At 65.7% G+C, this 17,894-nt stretch carries 18 protein-coding genes; 9 read left to right on the top strand and 9 right to left on the bottom strand.

Features of this window, described 5'->3' with window-relative positions:
* Positions 1-53 precede the first annotated feature (53 nt).
* On the top strand, positions 54-674 hold the full coding sequence (locus tag ACWPMX_RS09445; RefSeq protein ID WP_455699769.1) for a hypothetical protein: 621 nt from the start codon (positions 54-56) through the stop codon (positions 672-674).
* A gap of 19 nt (positions 675-693) precedes the next feature.
* On the opposite strand, the gene ACWPMX_RS09450 is transcribed toward ACWPMX_RS09445, so the two are convergent.
* Genes ACWPMX_RS09450 through ACWPMX_RS09460 form a run of 3 tightly spaced genes read right to left on the bottom strand, consistent with a single transcriptional unit; the run spans position 694 to position 3,443 of the window.
* Positions 694-1,134, bottom strand: coding sequence for a hypothetical protein (locus tag ACWPMX_RS09450; RefSeq protein WP_455699770.1), 441 nt, complete (start codon positions 1,132-1,134; stop codon positions 694-696).
* A gap of 22 nt (positions 1,135-1,156) precedes the next feature.
* Positions 1,157-2,710, bottom strand: coding sequence for a 2-polyprenylphenol 6-hydroxylase (gene ubiB / locus ACWPMX_RS09455; RefSeq protein ID WP_455699771.1), 1,554 nt, complete (start codon positions 2,708-2,710; stop codon positions 1,157-1,159).
* A 1-nt stretch (position 2,711) separates the two neighbouring features.
* Entirely contained in the window at positions 2,712-3,443 is a 732-nt protein-coding gene (locus ACWPMX_RS09460; RefSeq protein ID WP_455699772.1) for a class I SAM-dependent methyltransferase, read from the bottom strand.
* Between the two features lie 55 nt (positions 3,444-3,498).
* Between ACWPMX_RS09460 and mutM the strand changes: the two genes are divergently transcribed.
* The 4 genes from mutM (at position 3,499) to ACWPMX_RS09480 (ending at position 7,496) form a co-directional block, all read left to right on the top strand.
* Positions 3,499-4,314 (top strand): bifunctional DNA-formamidopyrimidine glycosylase/DNA-(apurinic or apyrimidinic site) lyase, encoded by an 816-nt coding sequence (mutM, locus tag ACWPMX_RS09465; protein WP_455699773.1) that lies wholly within the window; start codon positions 3,499-3,501, stop codon positions 4,312-4,314.
* Between the two features lie 141 nt (positions 4,315-4,455).
* On the top strand, positions 4,456-4,716 hold the full coding sequence (rpsT, locus tag ACWPMX_RS09470; RefSeq protein ID WP_455699774.1) for a 30S ribosomal protein S20: 261 nt from the start codon (positions 4,456-4,458) through the stop codon (positions 4,714-4,716).
* A gap of 474 nt (positions 4,717-5,190) precedes the next feature.
* Entirely contained in the window at positions 5,191-6,597 is a 1,407-nt protein-coding gene (dnaA, locus tag ACWPMX_RS09475; RefSeq protein WP_455699775.1) for a chromosomal replication initiator protein DnaA, read from the top strand.
* 86 nt (positions 6,598-6,683) lie between these two features.
* Positions 6,684-7,496: a HesA/MoeB/ThiF family protein gene (locus ACWPMX_RS09480; protein ID WP_455699776.1), complete on the top strand. Its 813-nt coding sequence runs from the start codon at positions 6,684-6,686 to the stop codon at positions 7,494-7,496.
* Here the strand turns inward: ACWPMX_RS09480 and ACWPMX_RS09485 are convergent.
* Positions 7,458-8,171, bottom strand: a complete 714-nt coding sequence (locus tag ACWPMX_RS09485) for an NAD-dependent deacylase (RefSeq protein ID WP_455700761.1) — start codon at positions 8,169-8,171, stop codon at positions 7,458-7,460. The genes ACWPMX_RS09480 and ACWPMX_RS09485 overlap by 39 nt on opposite strands.
* A 35-nt stretch (positions 8,172-8,206) precedes the next feature.
* On the opposite strand from ACWPMX_RS09485, the gene dapB reads away from it, so the two are divergent.
* Complete coding sequence (gene dapB, locus ACWPMX_RS09490; protein WP_455699777.1) at positions 8,207-8,935, top strand: 4-hydroxy-tetrahydrodipicolinate reductase; 729 nt, start codon at positions 8,207-8,209, stop codon at positions 8,933-8,935.
* Complete coding sequence (gene nth / locus ACWPMX_RS09495; protein ID WP_455699778.1) at positions 8,932-9,579, top strand: endonuclease III; 648 nt, start codon at positions 8,932-8,934, stop codon at positions 9,577-9,579. Before dapB ends, nth begins: the two co-directional genes overlap by 4 nt.
* Here nth and ACWPMX_RS09500 read toward each other — a convergent pair.
* The 3 genes from ACWPMX_RS09500 to ACWPMX_RS09510 all read right to left on the bottom strand — a co-directional run bounded on the left by ACWPMX_RS09500 (position 9,576) and on the right by ACWPMX_RS09510 (position 12,844).
* The gene (locus ACWPMX_RS09500) at positions 9,576-10,892 is read right to left on the bottom strand and encodes a dicarboxylate/amino acid:cation symporter (RefSeq protein ID WP_455699779.1); all 1,317 of its coding nucleotides are present in this window, start codon (positions 10,890-10,892) and stop codon (positions 9,576-9,578) included. The genes nth and ACWPMX_RS09500 overlap by 4 nt on opposite strands.
* Before the next feature lie 79 nt (positions 10,893-10,971).
* Entirely contained in the window at positions 10,972-12,102 is a 1,131-nt protein-coding gene (dapE, locus tag ACWPMX_RS09505) for a succinyl-diaminopimelate desuccinylase (RefSeq protein WP_455699780.1), read from the bottom strand.
* A 73-nt stretch (positions 12,103-12,175) separates the two neighbouring features.
* Positions 12,176-12,844 (bottom strand): glutathione S-transferase family protein, encoded by a 669-nt coding sequence (locus ACWPMX_RS09510; RefSeq protein ID WP_455699781.1) that lies wholly within the window; start codon positions 12,842-12,844, stop codon positions 12,176-12,178.
* Between the two features lie 104 nt (positions 12,845-12,948).
* Here ACWPMX_RS09510 and ACWPMX_RS09515 point away from each other — a divergent pair, with 104 nt between their 5' ends.
* The gene (locus tag ACWPMX_RS09515) at positions 12,949-13,371 is read left to right on the top strand and encodes a VOC family protein (protein ID WP_455699782.1); all 423 of its coding nucleotides are present in this window, start codon (positions 12,949-12,951) and stop codon (positions 13,369-13,371) included.
* Between the two features lie 438 nt (positions 13,372-13,809).
* On the top strand, positions 13,810-15,369 hold the full coding sequence (locus tag ACWPMX_RS09520; RefSeq protein WP_455699783.1) for a hypothetical protein: 1,560 nt from the start codon (positions 13,810-13,812) through the stop codon (positions 15,367-15,369).
* Between the two features lie 61 nt (positions 15,370-15,430).
* On the opposite strand, the gene yihA is transcribed toward ACWPMX_RS09520, so the two are convergent.
* Both yihA and yidC read right to left on the bottom strand, forming a co-directional pair.
* Positions 15,431-16,084, bottom strand: a complete 654-nt coding sequence (gene yihA / locus ACWPMX_RS09525; protein ID WP_455699784.1) for a ribosome biogenesis GTP-binding protein YihA/YsxC — start codon at positions 16,082-16,084, stop codon at positions 15,431-15,433.
* Positions 16,081-17,874: a membrane protein insertase YidC gene (gene yidC / locus ACWPMX_RS09530; RefSeq protein WP_455699785.1), complete on the bottom strand. Its 1,794-nt coding sequence runs from the start codon at positions 17,872-17,874 to the stop codon at positions 16,081-16,083. The genes yihA and yidC overlap by 4 nt, the downstream gene beginning before the upstream one ends.
* Positions 17,875-17,894 lie beyond the last annotated feature (20 nt).

Raw genomic sequence — 17,894 nt, forward strand, 5'->3', positions numbered from 1 at the left:
TAGCAGCTCCAGCGGTCGCTCCGGCAGCAGACAAAGCGGCTTACTGCCCCGCAATGGAGGATCTCGCCACGCCGCAGGAGTGCGAGAATTACGCGCTGCTTCAGGCCAACGCCGCACCCGGTATCGCTGCGTTCGGAGCACCGCGCGCCATGGCGCTCGCGCAATATTACCCGGTCAAGCTCGTGGTCGGAAAGGCCGAGCGCGCAAAGGAGATCACCGCCGCTGCCGGGACGACCGGCGAAGTCTCGACCGCGAAAGTCGGCCTCGGCCCGTGGGTTTGCGCTCAGCTCCAAGCGACCGACTTCGACGTCAAAGGCGACCTGCGCCAGTGCCAGCGCCGCGCCGGTTCGCCGCAGATTAGTTTCAACTGGGAAGTCTCCCCGAAGCGTGAGGATACGTTGCGTCTTTCGGCGACGGTTCAGACGCTGACCGAAAAAGACGGCCGCCCGCTCGACCAGATCGACAGTGCCGTCATCGCCGTCGCGGTGACCGGCGACAGCATTTCGCGCTTCGACAAGTGGATGGAGCGACTGACCGGCAGCGCCGGCGGCTTGCGCACCTTCCTCCTCGCCCTCGCCAGCGCGCTGGGCGTCTTGTCGGTTGTCATCTGGCGCATCCGGACGCTTGGCCAAAAGCCTGACAAGGACGCGCTGAAGGATTTGACGAAGGGTTAGAAGCGCCCGGCTGGTTCGATCAGCCGAAGATTTCGGGATCGATTGTGTCGAGCTCGGCAAGGACTGGTGCGCTGGTCTTTCGGAACGCAAGCGCGCCGATCACTCCCAGCACTGCACCCGCGATCGGAAGCGCGGCCAGTGTCAGATCGAAGCGGGAGCCTGCTGCGAGTGCAAACCCCGGCACCGCGCCGCACAGGCCACCCACGATCGCCGCCGGTTGCCAGCCGGCCCACCTCCGATTGCGCGACGTCAGCACCAGCAGGCAAGCGCCTGCGACGAGGCAGACCGGCGACGCGACTATCAGTCCGATCAATGCACCGAAGAAGGCGGCGATCATGAAGATCCCTTCGGCTCCCGGGTTTCCGCCAGTCGCGATGGCGGACCATAGAATCAGGAACAGAGCGCCAAGCAAACCCAGCATCGGCCCGATCAGCAGGGCGGGCACGATGGACTTCAGCAAGGCCCGCCCGAATGGCACGGTTTCAGCCGAGCAGTCCGGTCATCAAGGCCGCGCCCACCGCGGCTCCACCGACTAGGGCGGCAAGCAGATATCCCGGCCAGCGCGGACGCTCAACGCGGCGTTCCCACATCAGCGGGATCTCGGGCAGCGGCGGCGGTTCGGGCGCGCCGCCGCGGGGCGGATACTGCTCCTCGATACGCCGAACGAGTTCGGGCACACGCAGGAGCGTCTCGACATCGGTCTTGATGCGGTCGGCAAGCGCGGCCTCTGGTCCCAGCTCGTCGCGGATCCACGCGCGGACGAAGGGGGCGGACACGTCCCACATGTTGATCGCGGGGTCGAGGCTGGTGGCGAGGCCCTCGACCATTACCATCGTCTTCTGCAGCAGTAGAAGGTGCGGCTGGGTCGCCATGTCGAAGTCGCGGGTGATCGCGAACAGCCCGTCGAGCATCTGGCCGACCGAAAGCTCGCTCACCGGCTTGCCGCGCATCGGCTCGCCCACCGCGCGCAAGGCGGTCGCGAACTCATCCACCGAGTGATAGGCGGGCACGTACTGCGCCTCGAAGTGGATTTCGGCCACGCGGCGATAGTTGCCCGTGGTAAGGCCGTAGAGGATTTCCGCGAGCCATTGGCGCGCACGCCGGTCGATCCGGCCCATGATGCCGAAATCGATTGCCACGATCGTTCCGTCGCCGCGCACGAACAGGTTCCCCTGGTGCATGTCGGCGTGGAAGAACCCGGCGCTGATCGCCTGGGTAAGGAACGCGAGCACCAGCCGCCGCGCGAGTGCGGGCAGGTCGTGCCCTGCCGCGACAAGCGCCGCCCGGTCGGAAATCTTGATGCCGTCGATCCATTCGATCGTCATCACCCGCCCGTTGGTACGGTCCCAGTCGACCGAGGGGATGCAGTAACCTTCGAATCCCTTCATCGCTTCGGCGAGCTCGCTGGCCGACGCCGCCTCGCGCCGCAGGTCGAGCTCGCGGTTGGTCCAGCGCTTGAAGTTGGCGATTGTGAGCCGCGGACGCAGCCGCGACGCTTCGCCGCCCATCGCCTCCAGATGGGCCGCGGCCCATTCGTAGGTCGCGATGTCGCGGGCGAGCTTGTCACGAATGCCGGGTCGCTGGACCTTGATCGCGACTGTGCGCCCCTCGGTCGTCACCGCGCGATGGACTTGCGCGATCGAGGCCGAGCCCACGGGCACCGGATCAACCGAGGCGAACATCGCCTCGACCTGAACGCCGAAGCTGCGCGCTATCTCCGCCTCGATCTCGGGAAATGGAACCGGCGGCAGGCTGTCCTGCAGGGTGAGCAGGTTGTGCGCCGCTTCCTCACCGACGAGGTCGGGCCGGGTGGCGAGCGACTGACCGAGCTTGATCGCGGCCGGACCAATTTCCTGGAACGCGGCCGCGTAGTCCGGCACTCGCGGCTGGATCGTGCCCAGGCGGGCAAGACGGGCCAGCCTGACGACCGGCTGCGGAGTGTTCGGATCGTGCTCGATCCCGCGCAGCGCGCCGTGTCGCGCAAGGCTGCGGCCCCAATTGAGGAGGCGCCAGATGTGCGTCGAGGGGCGCGTCACTTCAGACTTTCCAACCCGAATGGATCGCCACCAGCCCGCCCATGATCGGCTCGACCTTTGTCCGCGCAAAGCCGGCCTCGCGGATCATCCGCTCGAACTCGGGCATCGAGGGAAAGCGGCGAATCGATTCGATAAGATAGCGATAGCTGTCCGCATCCCCCGCGATCGCCTGGCCCAGTTTCGGCACCAGCTTGTGCGAATAGAGGTCGTAGGCCTGCTTGAAGCCGGGCCACTCGTTGGTCGAGAATTCGAGGCAGAAGAAACGCCCGCCGAACTTCAGCACCCGGTGTGCTTCGCGCAGCGCCTTCGGGATGTCGGTCACGTTCCGGATTCCGAACGCGATCGTGTAGGCATCGAAGGTGCGCGCCGGATAGGCGAGGACTTCGGCGTTCTGACGGCTCCAGACGAGGCCGTCGATCCCGCGCTCGAGTGCGCGTCCGACTCCGACGTCGAGCATCTCCTGGTTGATATCGGCGACGGTCACGCTCGCGCCGCCCTTGGCGAGGCGGAAGGCGATGTCGCCGGTGCCGCCCGCCATGTCGAGGATCGCCTCGCCCGTGCGCGGTTTCACCCGGCGCACGAACTGGTCCTTCCACAATCGGTGCATGCCGCCCGACATGGCGTCGTTCATCACGTCATACTTGGCGGCGACGCCCGAAAAGACTTCGCCCACGCGGCGGGTCTTTTCGTCGGGAGCGACCTCTTCGTAACCGAAGGAAACGGTATCGTTCATGGGCGGTGCCTTACGGGCAATTGCAGGCACGGCAAAGGGTGTTAGAGCGCCCGCGATGCCCGAGCTTCCCGAAGTCGAAACCACCGTTCGCGGGCTCGCCGCGTTCCTCGACGGGGCCCGGATCGATCGGGTCTCGGTGAACCGGCCCGACATGCGCCGCCCCTTCCCGCCCGGCCTCGTCCAGGCGCTGACCGGCGCACGCGTAACTGGTCTCGGCCGCCGCGCAAAATACGGTCTCATTCACACCGACCGCGACACAAGCCTTGTATTCCACCTCGGCATGAGCGGGCGGTGGCGAATCGACCCGAGCGAAATCGAAAAGCACGACCATCTTGTCATCGAAGCGGGCGGACATCTTTTCGCGCTCAACGACGCGCGGCGATTCGGCTCGGTCGACCTCGTCGATACGGGCGAGCTCGACCGCTGGCCCGCATTCGCCGCGCTCGGCCCCGAACCACTCGGTCCCGGCCTCAGTGCGAGCCATCTGAAGCGCGCGTTCGCGAGCCGCAAGCAGGCGATCAAGTTGCTGCTGCTCGACCAGACGATCGTCGCCGGGCTCGGCAACATATACGTCTGCGAGGCGTTGTGGCGCAGCGGCATCGATCCGCGCAAGGCGGCGGGCAAGGTCACCCTCCCCCGCCTCCAGCGGCTCGTCCCGGCAATCCGCGAGGTGCTGGAGCAATCCATCGGCGACGGCGGCTCGTCCTTGCGCGACTATGCCCAGCCAGATGGCCAGCTCGGCTATTTCGCCACGCGCTTCGCGGTCTATGGCCGGGAGGGGCAGCCGTGCCACCACGACGACGACGGCACGGTGCGGCGAATCGTCCAAGGCGGACGCAGCACCTGGTTCTGCCCGCGCTGCCAGCGATAACGACCGCCCGTCCCGCTCCGGGTTGACGGAATCGGACAGCGCCGCTAGGGGCGCGCCTTTCCCGGCGGGTCCGCTCGTCGCGAGTACCCACGCAAACGCACGATTTTCCGGCCGCAGGGTAGCGGTCAACCGAGGACGAACATGGCCAATACGCCGCAAGCCAAGAAGCGCATCAAGCGCAACACCAATCGGGCCGAGATCAACGGCGCCCGCATGAGCCGCATCCGCTCGTTCCTGAAGAAGGTCGAGAGCGCGATCGCCGGCGGCGACAAGACCGCTGCGACCGACGCGCTCAAGGCCGCGCAGCCCGAACTCGCTCGCGGCGTCGCACGCGGCGTGCTCCACAGGAACACCGCCAGCCGCAAGATGAGCCGCCTCTCGAAGCGAGTCGGCGCGCTCTGATTCGCTGAGGCGCGGGCCGACGGCTCGCGACCGACCTGGTCCAAAACCGGAACGACGCCGGTACCGCAAGGTGCCGGCGTTGTCGTATCTGCTGCTCGAGAATTCAAAAACGGCGGATTCCCTGCGATTCGCATGTCAGTAAGGCTCGTTTCCTCGAAAATTCAGCAACTTGAACGCAGCTCTGCGGGTTTCATCGAGTCAACCGGCTTTATTTCAATTTTTTTGCAGTCCCGACCCTTGCCAGCGCCACGTAGCTGTTGAAAAGAAGTCTTCGCCTTGGGCGGGACGGCCTGGGCAAATACAGCACTGGATGACTTGGCAGACTCGAATCCACGAGATTTCGGGCGCGGGGCATCGTGTGCTTCGAGGGGCAGTACGAGGGTCGGCAACGGCCCGCGAGCGACGGGGTCACGAACAATGAACGCAAGCGGCAATGGCATTAATGCTGCACAGCGCAGGGGTGGCGAGGAACGCATGGAAGATCTCGAAGCGGTGAACCTGGCGGCCGACTGGGCCGATATCAGCCAGGGACTGCGCAAGGACCTCGGCCACCAGCTTCACAGCCAGTGGATCAAGCCGATCCAGGTTGGCGGATTCGCCGAGGATACCGGAACTCTCGAGCTGTACCTGCCGACCGATTTCAGCGCCAACTGGGTGCTCGACCGGTTCCATGACCGCCTGAGCCTGGCGTGGAAGATCGCGCGTAGCGAAGTCCGCAATGTCGAGATCAAAGTCCACCCGGGCCGCCGCAAGCTGCCCGAACTGAGCTTCGGCGAGCGCCGCCCGGCGAACGACGGCAGCGATACCAGTATGATCGCAGTGGCGGCCGGTACGATCGGCGATCGCGGCTTTACCTCCTCCGTGGGTCTCGACCCCTCGCTGACCTTCGCGGCCTTCGTGACCGGCGAAGCGAACGTGCTCGCGTGCAACGCCGCGCAGCGCATGTCGGCGAGCGAGACGCCGCAGTTCTCTCCGCTGTACCTCAAAGCCGCGACGGGCCAGGGCAAAACGCACCTCCTCCACGCGATCGGGCACGCCTATCTCGGCAGTCACCCACGTGCGCGCATCTTCTACTGCAGCGCCGAGCGATTCATGGTCGAATTCGTCCAGGCGCTGAAGTCGAACCAGACGATCGAGTTCAAGGCCCGCCTGCGCAGCTTCGACCTGCTGCTGGTCGACGACATACAGTTCATCATCGGCAAGGCGTCGGCGCAGGAGGAACTGCTCTACACGATCGACGCGCTGCTGGCTGAGGGCAAGCGGCTGGTCTTCGCCGCCGACCGCGCACCGCAGGCGCTCGACGGGGTCGAACCGCGCCTCCTCAGCCGCCTCAGCATGGGCCTCGTCGCCGACATCGCCGCGGCCGACATCGAACTGCGCCGCTCGATCCTCGAATCTAAGCTGACCCGCTTCGCCCCGCTCGACGTGCCGGCCGACGTAATCGACTTCCTCGCCCGCACGATCACCCGCAACATTCGCGAGCTCGTGGGCGGTCTCAACAAGCTGATCGCTTACGCCCAGCTCACCGGCCAGGAAGTGTCGCTCCAGCTTGCCGAGGAGCAGCTGACCGACATCCTTTCGGCCAACCGCCGCCGGATCACGATCGACGAAATCCAGCGCACCGTTTGCCAGTTCTATCGCATCGACCGCGCCGAAATGGCAAGCAAGCGCCGCGCGCGCGCCGTAGTCCGCCCAAGGCAGGTGGCGATGTACCTGTCGAAGGTGCTGACTCCGCGCAGCTATCCCGAGATCGGCCGCAAGTTCGGCGGCCGCGACCATTCGACCGTGATCCACGCGGTTCGACTGATCGAGGACCTGCGTACGCGCGATGCCGATATGGACGGCGACGTCCGGTCGCTGCTGCGCCAGCTCGAGAGCTGACTCCTCCACCGGTCCTGCACTGCTGATCGACAGGGTTGTCCGCAGCCCTGTCGACAGGCCGTGCACAGGATGCCAACAGCTTGTCCATGAGCTTTCCCCCCCAGTTCGATGCGACGCGCCTCGACCGGTTCGCGCGGCATATCGTGCTGCCGCAGGTCGGCGGCGCGGGGCAGTTCGCGCTCAGTCAGGCGCACGTGGCGATCGTCGGCCTCGGCGGGATCGGTTCCCCTGCCCTTCAGTATCTCTCCGGAGCCGGGATCGGAAAGCTGACGCTGATCGACGATGGCAAGGTCGAACTATCCAACCTCCAGCGCCAGACGATCTATTCCGAACGCGACGTCGGGCATGGCAAAGCGGTCAGTGCACGGCGCTGGCTGGCGAATTTCGACCATGACCTTGAAGTGGCGCTCCACGATCGACGGATCGATGCGAAGAATGCGGCGGCGATGATCGCGGGTGCGGACCTCGTGGTCGACGGGACCGATACCTTTGCTACGCGTCTCGCCGTGGCCGACGCCTGCGTGGCGAGCGGCATCCCGCTGCTCTCGGCCGCAGTCGGACGCTTCCAGGGCCAAGTCGCCGCGTTCGCCGGACACCTGCCCGACCAAAGCTGCTACCGCTGCTTCGTGGGCGATGCTTTCGACGCCGAGGATTGCGACACCTGCGCCGACGATGGGATGCTCGGCGCGATGGCCGGCTGGACGGGCACCTTTGCCGCGCTGCAGGCCGTGCGCGTCCTGCTCGCTCCTGTCGGTGGGCTCGGCGAGCCACTGTGGGGCATGCTCCACACGCTCGACGGGCTGGCTCCTGGGATGCGGAGTTTCCGGATTGCAAAGGACCCGGAATGCCGCACGTGCAATTCAGTCGGTCAGCATCTCGTCGACCCACTCGGGGACTAGCTCTCCCGCAGGGCCGAGGCGCGTTTCGTCGAACCACGCGCTGCCCTGACTGCGCTCGAGGTTGAGCTCGATCGTGGCGACGCCGAGCTCGCGCGCGTCGCGCACAAAGCCTGCGGCTGGGTAGACCGCGCCGCTGGTCCCGATGCTGACAAACAAGTCGGCACTGCGGAGGGCCGCATAGATCTCGTCCATCCGGTACGGCATCTCGCCGAACCACACGACGTCGGGCCGCAGCGCCCGCGCGCCGCACGCGAGACATGGCGGTCGGTCGATCAGGGTTGCCGTCCAGCGGCTGCGCACATCGCAGCTCGTGCACCATGCGTTGAGGTGCTCGCCGTGCATGTGGAGCACGCGACGCGCGCCAGCCCGCTCGTGCAGGTCGTCGACGTTCTGGGTGACGATCAACAGGTCGCCGTCCCATTCGGCATCGAGCTTGGCGAGCGCGAAGTGCGCGGCGTTCGGCTCCTTCGTCTGGATCGCCTCGCGCCGCATATCATAGAACCGCAGCACGAGGTCCGGATCGCGCGCGAATGCTTCGGGCGTGGCGACATCCTCGACCCGGTGCTGCTCCCACAGGCTTGGACCGCCATTGGCGCCACTACGAAAGGTATCGATGCCGCTTTCGGCGCTGATCCCCGCGCCGGTGAGGATGACGATATTGCGGATGTCGGGCATGTCGCGCATGAAGCACGCGCACGACGGGGATTACAATGGCACGTATCGGGATTATCGGCAGCGAGGGACGCATGGGCCATGCGCTCGCCCGCGCGATCGCCGAGGCGGGTCATGAGATGGCCGGCGGCGTCGACCAAGGTGGCAATACTGCCAACCTGGCCGAAGCCAGCGACGTGCTGCTCGATTTCACCGCGCCTGCTGCGCTCGAGGGTAATCTCCATGCAGCGGTCGGAGCCGGAATTCCGATCCTCATCGGCACCACAGGCCTCGAGGAGCGGCACCACGCCGCGATCGATTCGGCAGCAATCGCGATTCCGGTCCTGCAGACTGGGAACACGTCGCTCGGCGTGACGCTGCTGGCGCATCTCGTCCGCGAGGCGGCGGCGCGGCTCGGCCCGACGTGGGACATCGAAGTGCTGGAAATGCACCACCGGATGAAGGTCGACGCACCGAGCGGCACCGCACTCTTGCTCGGGCAGGCCGCTGCCGAAGGGCGCGGAATCGAACTCGGTGACCACTCGGAACGCGGCCGCGACGGCATCACCGGACAGCGCGGCGAAGGGGCAATCGGTTTCGCCTCGTTGCGCGGAGGCACGGTCGCAGGCGACCACAGCGTGATCATCGCCGGGGAACAGGAGCGGCTGACGTTGTCGCACGTCGCGGAGGATCGTGCGATCTTCGCCCGCGGTGCAGTCGCCGGAGCTAGTTGGTTGGTCGGACGCGAGGCCGGCCGCTATACAATGCCGCAGGTGCTCGGCCTTTGACGAGAGATCAGGTTTTCGAGTTCTTCCGCCGTCTTGCCGACGACAATCCGGACCCCGAAACCGAACTCGAATACGGGAATGCCTACCAGCTCGTCGTCGCCGTCGCGCTCTCGGCGCAGGCGACCGATGTCGGCGTGAACAAGGCGACCCGCGCGCTGTTCGAGACGGTCAAGACTCCCGCGCAGATGGTCCAACTCGGCGAGGACGGGCTCAAGGAACACATCAAGACGATCGGGCTGTTCAACTCCAAGGCCAGGAACGTGATCGCGCTGTCACAGCTCTTGATCGACGAGTTCGGGGGCGAGGTTCCGGCGAGCCGTGAAGAGCTGGTTCGCTTGCCCGGGGTCGGGCGAAAGACCGCCAACGTCGTGCTCAACTGCTGGTTCGGGCAGGAGACCTTCGCGGTCGACACGCACATATTCCGCGTCGGCAACCGCACCGGCCTTGCCAAGGGCAAGACGCCCGAGGCTGTCGAGGCGAAGCTCGAGAAGCGCGTGCCCGCCCCTTTCCGGCTGGGCGCTCACCACTGGCTGATCCTCCACGGTCGCTATGTCTGCAAGGCGCGCACCCCGGAGTGCTGGCGCTGCCTGGTCGTCGATCTGTGCAGCTACAAGGCGAAGGTGCTCAAACCGAAGGTGCGCTAGCCCTTCTCGAAATTGTCGGGATCGAGGTCCAGTCCCGCCTTGCCGGCCGCAGCAGTGTTGGCCGGCGTTTTGGGATGCTCGACAAAGATCGGCTCCTCGACCTCCAGCATGCCTTCCCACTTGGTGATCACACTGGTCGCTACCGCGTTGCCGACGACATTGGTCGCGGTGCGGCCCATGTCGAGGAACTGGTCGATGCCGAGAATCAGCGCGACACCCTCCACCGGAAGGCCGAACATCGCGAGCGTGCCGGTGATGACCACCAGGCTCGCGCGCGGGACCGCAGCGATGCCCTTGGAACTGATCATCAATGTCAGCAGGATCATGACCTGCGTGCCCCACGACAGGTCCATGCCGTAAGCCTGCGCGATGAAGATCGTGGCGAAGCTCGAATACATCATCGAGCCGTCGAGATTGAAGCTGTAGCCCATCGGCAGCATGAAGCCGGAGATGCGCCGCGGCACGCCGAAGCGGTCGAGCTGTTCGAACAGCTTGGGCATCGCCGCTTCCGAACTCGCGGTCGAGAACGCGATCAGCACCGGCTCGCGGATGTAGCGCACGAGCGTTAGCACCCGGCGACCGAGGAATGCCGCGCCGATGCCGATCAGCATGGCCCACAGGATCAACAGCCCGAAATAGAATTCGGTCACCAGCGTCGCATAGGTCGCCAGGATGCCGAGGCCGTTCACCGCCACCACGTTGGCGAGCGCGCCGAACACCGCGAAAGGCGCGAATCGCATCACATAGCCGGTGATCTGCAGCATCATCTCGGCGAGGGCTTCGGCGCCCTTTACCAGCGGGGCGCCCTTCTCGCGCATCGCCGCGAGTGCGACCCCGGCGAACAGCGAGAACACGAGGATCTGCAGGATGTTGTTCGTCGCCATCGATTCGAAGAAGTTCTTCGGGAAGATGTGCAGGATGAATTCGCGGGCATCGAGTTTCTTGACCTCGCCCACGCCGGAGAGATCCGCCGCCCCGACCGGTGCTCCGACGCCGGGCTGGAACAGGTTCACGAGAACGAGGCCGAGCCCGATCGAAATGAAGCTCGCGATGATGAACCAGCTGATTGCACGGAACCCGATGCGGCCGAGCGCGGCGCTGTCGTTCATGTGCGCGATGCCGACGACGATCGTCGACAGGATCAGCGGCGCGACCAGCATCTTCACGAGGCTGAGGAAGATGTCGGACAACAGCTTGAACCAGCTCGCCCAGACCGCCGCCAGTTCGGCGTCGAACGCCTGGTTGACCGCATAGCCGGCGATCACGCCGAGGATCATCCCGGCCAGAATCCACGATGTCAGCTTGCGATCCACTTGGCGCCCCTCTTCAAAGCTCTCTCGGCGGCAGGCCTAACAGCCGCCGCGAGCGAGGGCAATCAGCGGACCTGGACAGTCAGGCGGCTGTCCCCGCCAGCGCCTCGCGCGCGATGCGGGCATAGATCCGCGCCAACACCTCGAGGTCTGGCACCGAGACCGCCTCGTCGCGCTTGTGCATGGTCGCGTTGCACAGGCCGAACTCGATCACCGGGGCGAGGTCCTTGAGGAATCGCGCGTCCGAGGTGCCCCCGGTGGTCGACAGTTCGGGCACCACGCCGGTCTCCGCCTCGACGGCATCGGTGACGAGCGTCGAAAAGGCGCCAGGCGGGGTCAGGAACGCTTCACCGCTGATGACCGCCTTGGCGGTGCCGCCGTGCCGCTCGGCGATCTCGGCCACGCGTTTCGCGAGCGAGGCCCCGGTATGGAGGTCGTTGAAGCGGATCGACAGCCGCGCCTTCGCGCTTGCCGGGATCACGTTGGTCGCGGGGTTGCCGACATCGAGGTCCGTCACCTCCAGGTTCGATGGCTGGAACCAGTCGGTTCCTTCGTCGAGCACGATAGCGTCGAGCTCGGCCAGCAGCGCGACCAGCTTCGGGATCGGATTGTCGGCGAGGTGCGGATAGGCGACGTGCCCTTGCGTGCCGGCCACCTCGATCCAGACGTTGACCGAGCCGCGGCGGCCGATCTTGGCCATGTCACCCAGCCGGTTTACCGAGGTGGGCTCGCCGACGAGGATCAGGTCGGGTGCGTGGCCTCGCTCGCGCATTCGCTCGATCAGCGCGCGGGTGCCGTGGATCGCGGGACCTTCCTCATCGCCCGTGATGACGAAGCTGATCGTGCCCGCTTCGGTCGGGACGTCGGCAACCGCCGCGACCATCGCCGCAATCGCGCCCTTCATGTCGACCGCGCCGCGGCCATAGAGCAACTCCCCCCGCCGCTCGGGTGCGAATGGCGCGCTCGTCCAGCCCTCGCCGGGCGGGACCACGTCGAGGTGCCCTGCAAATGCGAAGTGTCGGCTGCCATCGGGTCCCGGACGGACCGCGAGCAGGTTCTCGACCGCGTCGGCCCCCTCGCCCGCCACGAACCGTTCGACCGCGAAGCCGAGCGGGGCAAGCATGTGTTCGAGCGCATCGAACACCAGTCCTGCGGCGGGGGTCACGCTGGGGCAGGCGATCAGCCGTTCGGCGAGATCGGCAACTTCAGTCATGGGCGGCGCTCCGGATGCGTAAGTGGACCTGATGCCAACGCGCTGTCGAGCAATTCGGCAAGCAAGCCCGCGATCAGGTACTGGGCACGGCGTCGAATTGTTCGATGACCCATTGTTCGTCCTCGGATGCCTTGATCCACGCCTGCATCCATTCGTGATCCCAGACCGCTTCCATGTAGGCCTGGGCAAAACCCGGCACTCCGATGCCGTAGGTAACGAAACGGCTGACGACGGGAGCGTAGAAGATGTCCGCCGCACCGAACGTGCCGAACAGGAAAGGGCCCGAGCGGCCGAAGCGAGCACGAGCCTCGGCCCAGAGCTGGAGGATGCGCACGATGTTGGCCTTGGCATCGTCGCTGATCATCACCCCCTCATGACGCATGCGCACGTTCATCGGGCATTCGCGCCGCAGCGGGAGGTAGCTGGAGTGCATTTCGGCGACCATCGCGCGGGCCATCCCGCGCGGCGCGTCGTCCTTGGGCCAGAAGCGTTCGCGGCCGACCTTGTCGGAAAGGTATTCGAGGATCGCGAGACTGTCCCAGATCACCGTTTCGCCGTCCCACAGGATCGGCACCTTGCCGCTCGATGGCTGGATCTCGCCCATCGCGCGCTTCACCTCGTCCCACTCGTCGCCGTAAAGCGCGACGGTGAGTTCCTCGAACGCAAGGCCGGACTGCTTGGCCGCCAGCCAGCCGCGCAGCGACCAGCTCGAATAGTTCCTGTTACCGACGATCAGCTTCACGATACTGCCCTGTTGCCCACCCGCGGCGGGCCCTAGGCGTTCATCGTGACAGTGTCGAGGCTGAACGGCTTGCCTGCGTCCACAACTGCGCTAATCAATCGCACATGAGCCTGCGTCCGTTTCACCTCGCCTTCCCGGTTCGCAACCTAGCCGAGGCGCGCGCATTCTACGGCGGCGTACTGGGCTGCCCCGAGGGGCGCAGCAGCGAGCAGTGGATCGACTTCGACCTTTATGGTCACCAGATCGTCGCTCACTTGGCGCCGGATCGCGAGCGAACGGATGCGGCCGTAAATCATGTGGATGGACACGGAGTGCCGGTGCCGCACTTCGGCGTCGTGCTCACGCTCGAGGCGTTCGACGCGCTCGCGGACAGGATGACGGCAGCGGGCACCGAATTTGCGATCCCGCCCTACACTCGTTTTGCCGGGGAGCCGGGTGAGCAGAAGACGATGTTCTTCCGGGACCCCAGCGGCAACGCGATCGAAATGAAGGCGTTCGCCAGCCTCGACAGGTTGTTCGCGACCTGAATGTAGGAAGAATTATCTCCGCTTTAGACGTCGCCGATGCGGATTTTTCTCGGCAAGTCACTCAAACTAGGTAATAACTGACTGAACCTGGGATGTCCGACACGGCGCAAATGCCGAAAGCAGCGGACCGAAAGGCTTCGGTGCGCTGCAACTTTGAGAGCTGTCGGCGCAATTGAATGCAATTCTCCGGCATATCTCGTCATGACCAGGAGTAATTGTATGTCCACATCTCCCCTTAACTCGGTTTCGTACGCAGCGCTTGCTTTGGCAGCATCGATATGCGCCAGTCTTGCCACCACGCCATCGGCAAATGCGGCAGAGTGTCTCTTGGATACCAACGATAATGGGACATCCGACGCTGCCGACACCGACGGCGGGGCGACGGGAACGGGCAACGGCGTTGCATGTGGGGCTACTGCCACAGCAAGCGCCAGTTCGGTGGCCGTTGGCGCAGCAGCGAGTGCAACGGGCGACTACTCGATCGCGATCGGCGCGGATTCGACTTACGACGAGGATTCAGTCGGTGCGGTCGCCTCGGCCTTGGGCACCACTGCGGTCGGTACCGATGCGAAGGCGACAACGATCGGTGCGACCGCCCTTGGTGCGCTGACCGTCGCCTCTGGAGAAGATGCAGTCGCAATCGGAGTGGAGGCTTTGGCCAACAGCGAATCCGCGGTTGCTGTGGGTTCAGGTAGCGCGGCCACTGGTTTGTCCAGTTCGGCTTTCGGTGGAGACGCGACGGCGTCCGCCCAGAACTCAACCGCACTGGGCGGTTTCGCCAATGCTTCGAACGGCGGTGCCCTCGCGAGCGGTTACAATGCCGCGGCCAGTGGCATTGGTTCGACAGCGGTGGGCACGAACTCGATTGCGAACAATAGCGTCGCAACTGCAGTTGGATTGAACGCGAAGGCGATCAACGTAATCAGCACCGCCATCGGGGGCAGCGCGACTGCCGGTGCGGCGAGCAGCCTGGCGGTTGGATACACCGCGAACGCAGTTGGCTTCAATTCGATTGCCATCGGTTCGTTCTCGAACGCGACACTTCAGGGTTCGATTGCGATCGGTAGCGATTCGACTGACGGAGACACGCTCGGCGCACAGGCGACCGCACAGAACGCGATGGCCCTGGGCGCGGACGCGATCGCCAACCAGAGCGGCGCGATGGCGCTCGGGGCCGGGGTCCAGGCAACCGGACTGTTCAGTTCGTCGGCCGGCGCTGCGTCGTTCGCCAATGCCGAACAGGGCAGCGCCTACGGTTTCCAGGCCGGCGCAAGCGGGTACAAGTCGACCGCGGTGGGCTCTTCCTCGCGTGCGACCACCGACAAGGCAACCGCAGTCGGCGAACGGTCCGAAGCGTTCGGCTACGGTTCGGCGGCGATCGGCCTCGATGCTACCGCCACCGGCTCGGCGACCTACGGCGTGGCCATCGGCGCATTCTCGCAAGTGGGGCACTACAACACCACTGCGGTCGGCTATGCCGCCCTGGCGAACTTCGAGAACGCGACTGCGATCGGTTACCAGGCGATCGCGACCGCGCCCAACCAGGTGGCGCTGGGGGGCGCCGGCACGTCGGTACGCGTTGGGGACATCGCTTCGTCCACCGCGGCTCAATCCGGTCCGGTGCAGATGGTCACGATCGACGCCAACGGCGTGCTCGGCCGCGCCCCGGCGACCTCCTCCATGGCACCCGGTGTGTCGACGATGATGGACATGGCAATCCTCGGCCGGATGAGCATCGTCCAGTCGCAGATGCAGCGGCTCGAAACCAACTTCCGACAAGCCATCGCCGCCACCGTGGCCATGGCACCGGCGCACTTTCCTTCCGCGCCCGGACGGATCAGCTACTCGCTGAACGGGGCGACGTACGGCGGACAGGCAGCCGCAGGTGGATCGATGATGTACCGCCTCGGCACCGAGGAGCCGATGGCGGTCAGCTTCGGGTTCACCCGCGCGGGCAGCAGCAGCGCCGCCCGTGTCGGAATCGCCGGGGAATTCTAGCCAGGAGCACTATTGCTGCGGGCGGCGCCGTGCGTGCCGCCCGCAGCAATAGACCCTGCCCTCAGCTCTCCGCGTCGGCGAGCACGGCAGCTCGCAATTCGGCAATCCCCATGCCCTTCTCGCTCGAGGTCGCGTGGACGTGCGGGAATGCGGCCGTGCGCTTGCGTGCCTCGGCCTCGGTCGCAGCGAGCACCGCAGCGAGTTCGCTCGCCTTGATCTTGTCAGTCTTGGTCAGGACGAGGCGATAGCCGACCGCCGCTTCATCGAGCAGCTTCATCATGTCGCGGTCGACCTCCTTCACGCCGTGGCGGCTGTCGATCAGCACCAGCGCGCGCTTGAGCACCAGCCGCCCGCGCAGGAAATCACGCACGAGCATTTTCCACCGCTCGACGACCTTGATGGGCGCCTTGGCGAAGCCGTAGCCCGGCATATCCACCAGCCGCATCGCGAGCGGTTCGCCCACGTCGAAGAAATTCAGCTCCTGCGTGCGCCCCGGAGTGACCGAGGCCCGCGCGAGGCTCTTGCGCCCGGTCAGGGCGTTAAGCAGCGAGCTCTTGCCGACATTCGAACGGCCCGCGAACGCGATCTCGGGCACCTCGGGCTCGGGCAGGAACTTGAGCTGCGGCGCCGACAGCAGGAACTCGATACGGCCCGTCAAAAGCTTGCGGGCGCGTTCCTCCAGCTCGGCTGCGGCAGCGGCCTCTTCCTGGGTCACCCCCCTGAATTCCGCTTTGGGGCCTTCGCGTCGCGCGACTTGGCCCGGTCCTGGTCTTCCTTGTCCTTCGCCGCCTGCGCGCGCAGTTGCGGGTGCTTGGAATAGAGGTAGGTCTGCTGCGCCAGCGTAAGCAGGTTGTTGGTGATCCAGTAAAGCAGCAGGCCGGCCGCGAACGGCGCCATCACGAACATCAGGATCCACGGCATGATCTTGAACATCTGGGCCTGGATCGGATCGGCGGCAGGCGGGTTCAGGCGGAAGGTCGCCCACATCGAGATGCCGAGCAGGATCGCCAGCGGCCCGATCGCGAGGAAGCCGGGCGGTGTGAACGGAAGCAGCCCGAACAGGTTGAGCACGTGCGCCGGGTCGGGCGCGGACAGGTCCTGGATCCACAGCGCGAACGGCTTGTGGCGCATCTCGATGCCGACCATCAGCACCTTGTAGAGGCCGTAGAAGATCGGAATTTGCAGCAGGATCGGCAGGCAGCCTGCCAGCGGGTTCACGCCCTCGCTCTTGTAGAGCGCCATGATCTCTTGCTGCTGCTTGGGCTTGTCGTCCTTGTAGCGGTCCTGGATCGCCTTCATCTTCGGCTGGATCGCGCGCATCGCCGCCATGCTGGCGAACTGCTTCTGCGCGATCGGGAACATGAGTGCGCGCACGATGACCGTGAGCAGGATGATCGCCACGCCGAAGTTGTGCGCGAGGTCGTACAGCTGACGAAGGAGCCACAGGATCGGCTTCTCGATCACCCCGAACCAGCCCCAGTCGATCGCATTGTCAAACCCGGTGATGCCCGCGCGCTCGTAGTCGCCGAGCACCTGGCCGTCCTTGGCACCGGCAAACAGCTGGGTGGTGCGCGAGATCTGGCGGCCCGGCGGAACGGTCAGCGGATCGTAGATCGTGTCGGCGCGGACCACACCGCCGCCGAGCGAGCGGAAATCGGCATCGACCCCGGTACCCGACTGCGGGACCAGCGCGGACATCCAGTAGATGTCGGTGAACCCGATCCAGCGCGCGGCGCCCTCTGGAGTCACCCGCCCGGCGGTCGCGACGTCGTCGTAATCGGTGCCGAAATCGACCCCGTCGCCGAAGTAGCCGATCGGGCCCGAATGCATCGTCCACTGGTCGAGGCTGGCGGTCGCCGACGTGCGGCTGACGGTCGCGAACGGGCGCACCACGATCGCGCTGCCCGATGCGTTGCCGACCGTCTGCTTGGCGGTGATCAGGAACTTGTCGTCGATCGACAGCTCGATCGTGAAGACTTGACCCTGGCCGTTGCTCGCGGTCAGCTTGACTGGCTTGCCGGGGGCGAGCGGACCGCCCGTGGCGGTCCACACGGTCTTGGCGTCGGGCACCGCGACGCCTTCGCCCACCCAGCCGAACTGGGCGAAGTGCTGCGCGGGCGTGCCGGCAGGGCTGAACAGACGGACCGGCGGCGAATCCTTCTTCTCGGTCTCGCGGTGGGCCTTGAGCGTCAGGTCGTCGATCCGCGCGCCGACGAGATCGATCGAACCGGCGATTTCCGGCGCATCGATCTTCACCCGCTGCGGCGCGGCCAGAACGGTATCGAGGTCGCGCTTCTCCAGCGCGATCGCCGCGGGATCGGTCAGCCCGCCTTCCCGCGTGTGCCTCGGCGCGGTGCCGGATCCGGAGGTCGCGGCAGCCGTCGTCGCTTGCGCGGCGACCGGTTTGTCGGGCTGCGGGTAGAGATAGTTCATCCCCGCGTCCCATCCGAAGAGGAGCAGGCCGCACAGCACTACGGCGAGGAGGAGATTGCGCTGGTTGTCCAAGAAGATCGATCCCGAGTTGT

Source organism: Tsuneonella sp. HG094 (assembly GCF_053819285.1).

What these genes read in the sequence shown, in the direction of transcription:
- ACWPMX_RS09445 (WP_455699769.1), top strand. Translation starts at nt 54, where the DNA reads ATGGAGGATCTCGCCACGCCGCAGGAGTGCGAGAATTACGCGCTGCTT.
- ACWPMX_RS09460 (WP_455699772.1), bottom strand. Translation starts at nt 3,443, where the DNA reads ATGAACGATACCGTTTCCTTCGGTTACGAAGAGGTCGCTCCCGACGAA.
- mutM (WP_455699773.1), top strand. Translation starts at nt 3,499, where the DNA reads ATGCCCGAGCTTCCCGAAGTCGAAACCACCGTTCGCGGGCTCGCCGCG.
- rpsT (WP_455699774.1), top strand. Translation starts at nt 4,456, where the DNA reads ATGGCCAATACGCCGCAAGCCAAGAAGCGCATCAAGCGCAACACCAAT.
- dnaA (WP_455699775.1), top strand. Translation starts at nt 5,191, where the DNA reads ATGGAAGATCTCGAAGCGGTGAACCTGGCGGCCGACTGGGCCGATATC.
- ACWPMX_RS09480 (WP_455699776.1), top strand. Translation starts at nt 6,684, where the DNA reads ATGAGCTTTCCCCCCCAGTTCGATGCGACGCGCCTCGACCGGTTCGCG.
- ACWPMX_RS09485 (WP_455700761.1), bottom strand. Translation starts at nt 8,171, where the DNA reads ATGCCCGACATCCGCAATATCGTCATCCTCACCGGCGCGGGGATCAGC.
- dapB (WP_455699777.1), top strand. Translation starts at nt 8,207, where the DNA reads ATGGCACGTATCGGGATTATCGGCAGCGAGGGACGCATGGGCCATGCG.
- dapE (WP_455699780.1), bottom strand. Translation starts at nt 12,102, where the DNA reads ATGACTGAAGTTGCCGATCTCGCCGAACGGCTGATCGCCTGCCCCAGC.
- ACWPMX_RS09515 (WP_455699782.1), top strand. Translation starts at nt 12,949, where the DNA reads ATGAGCCTGCGTCCGTTTCACCTCGCCTTCCCGGTTCGCAACCTAGCC.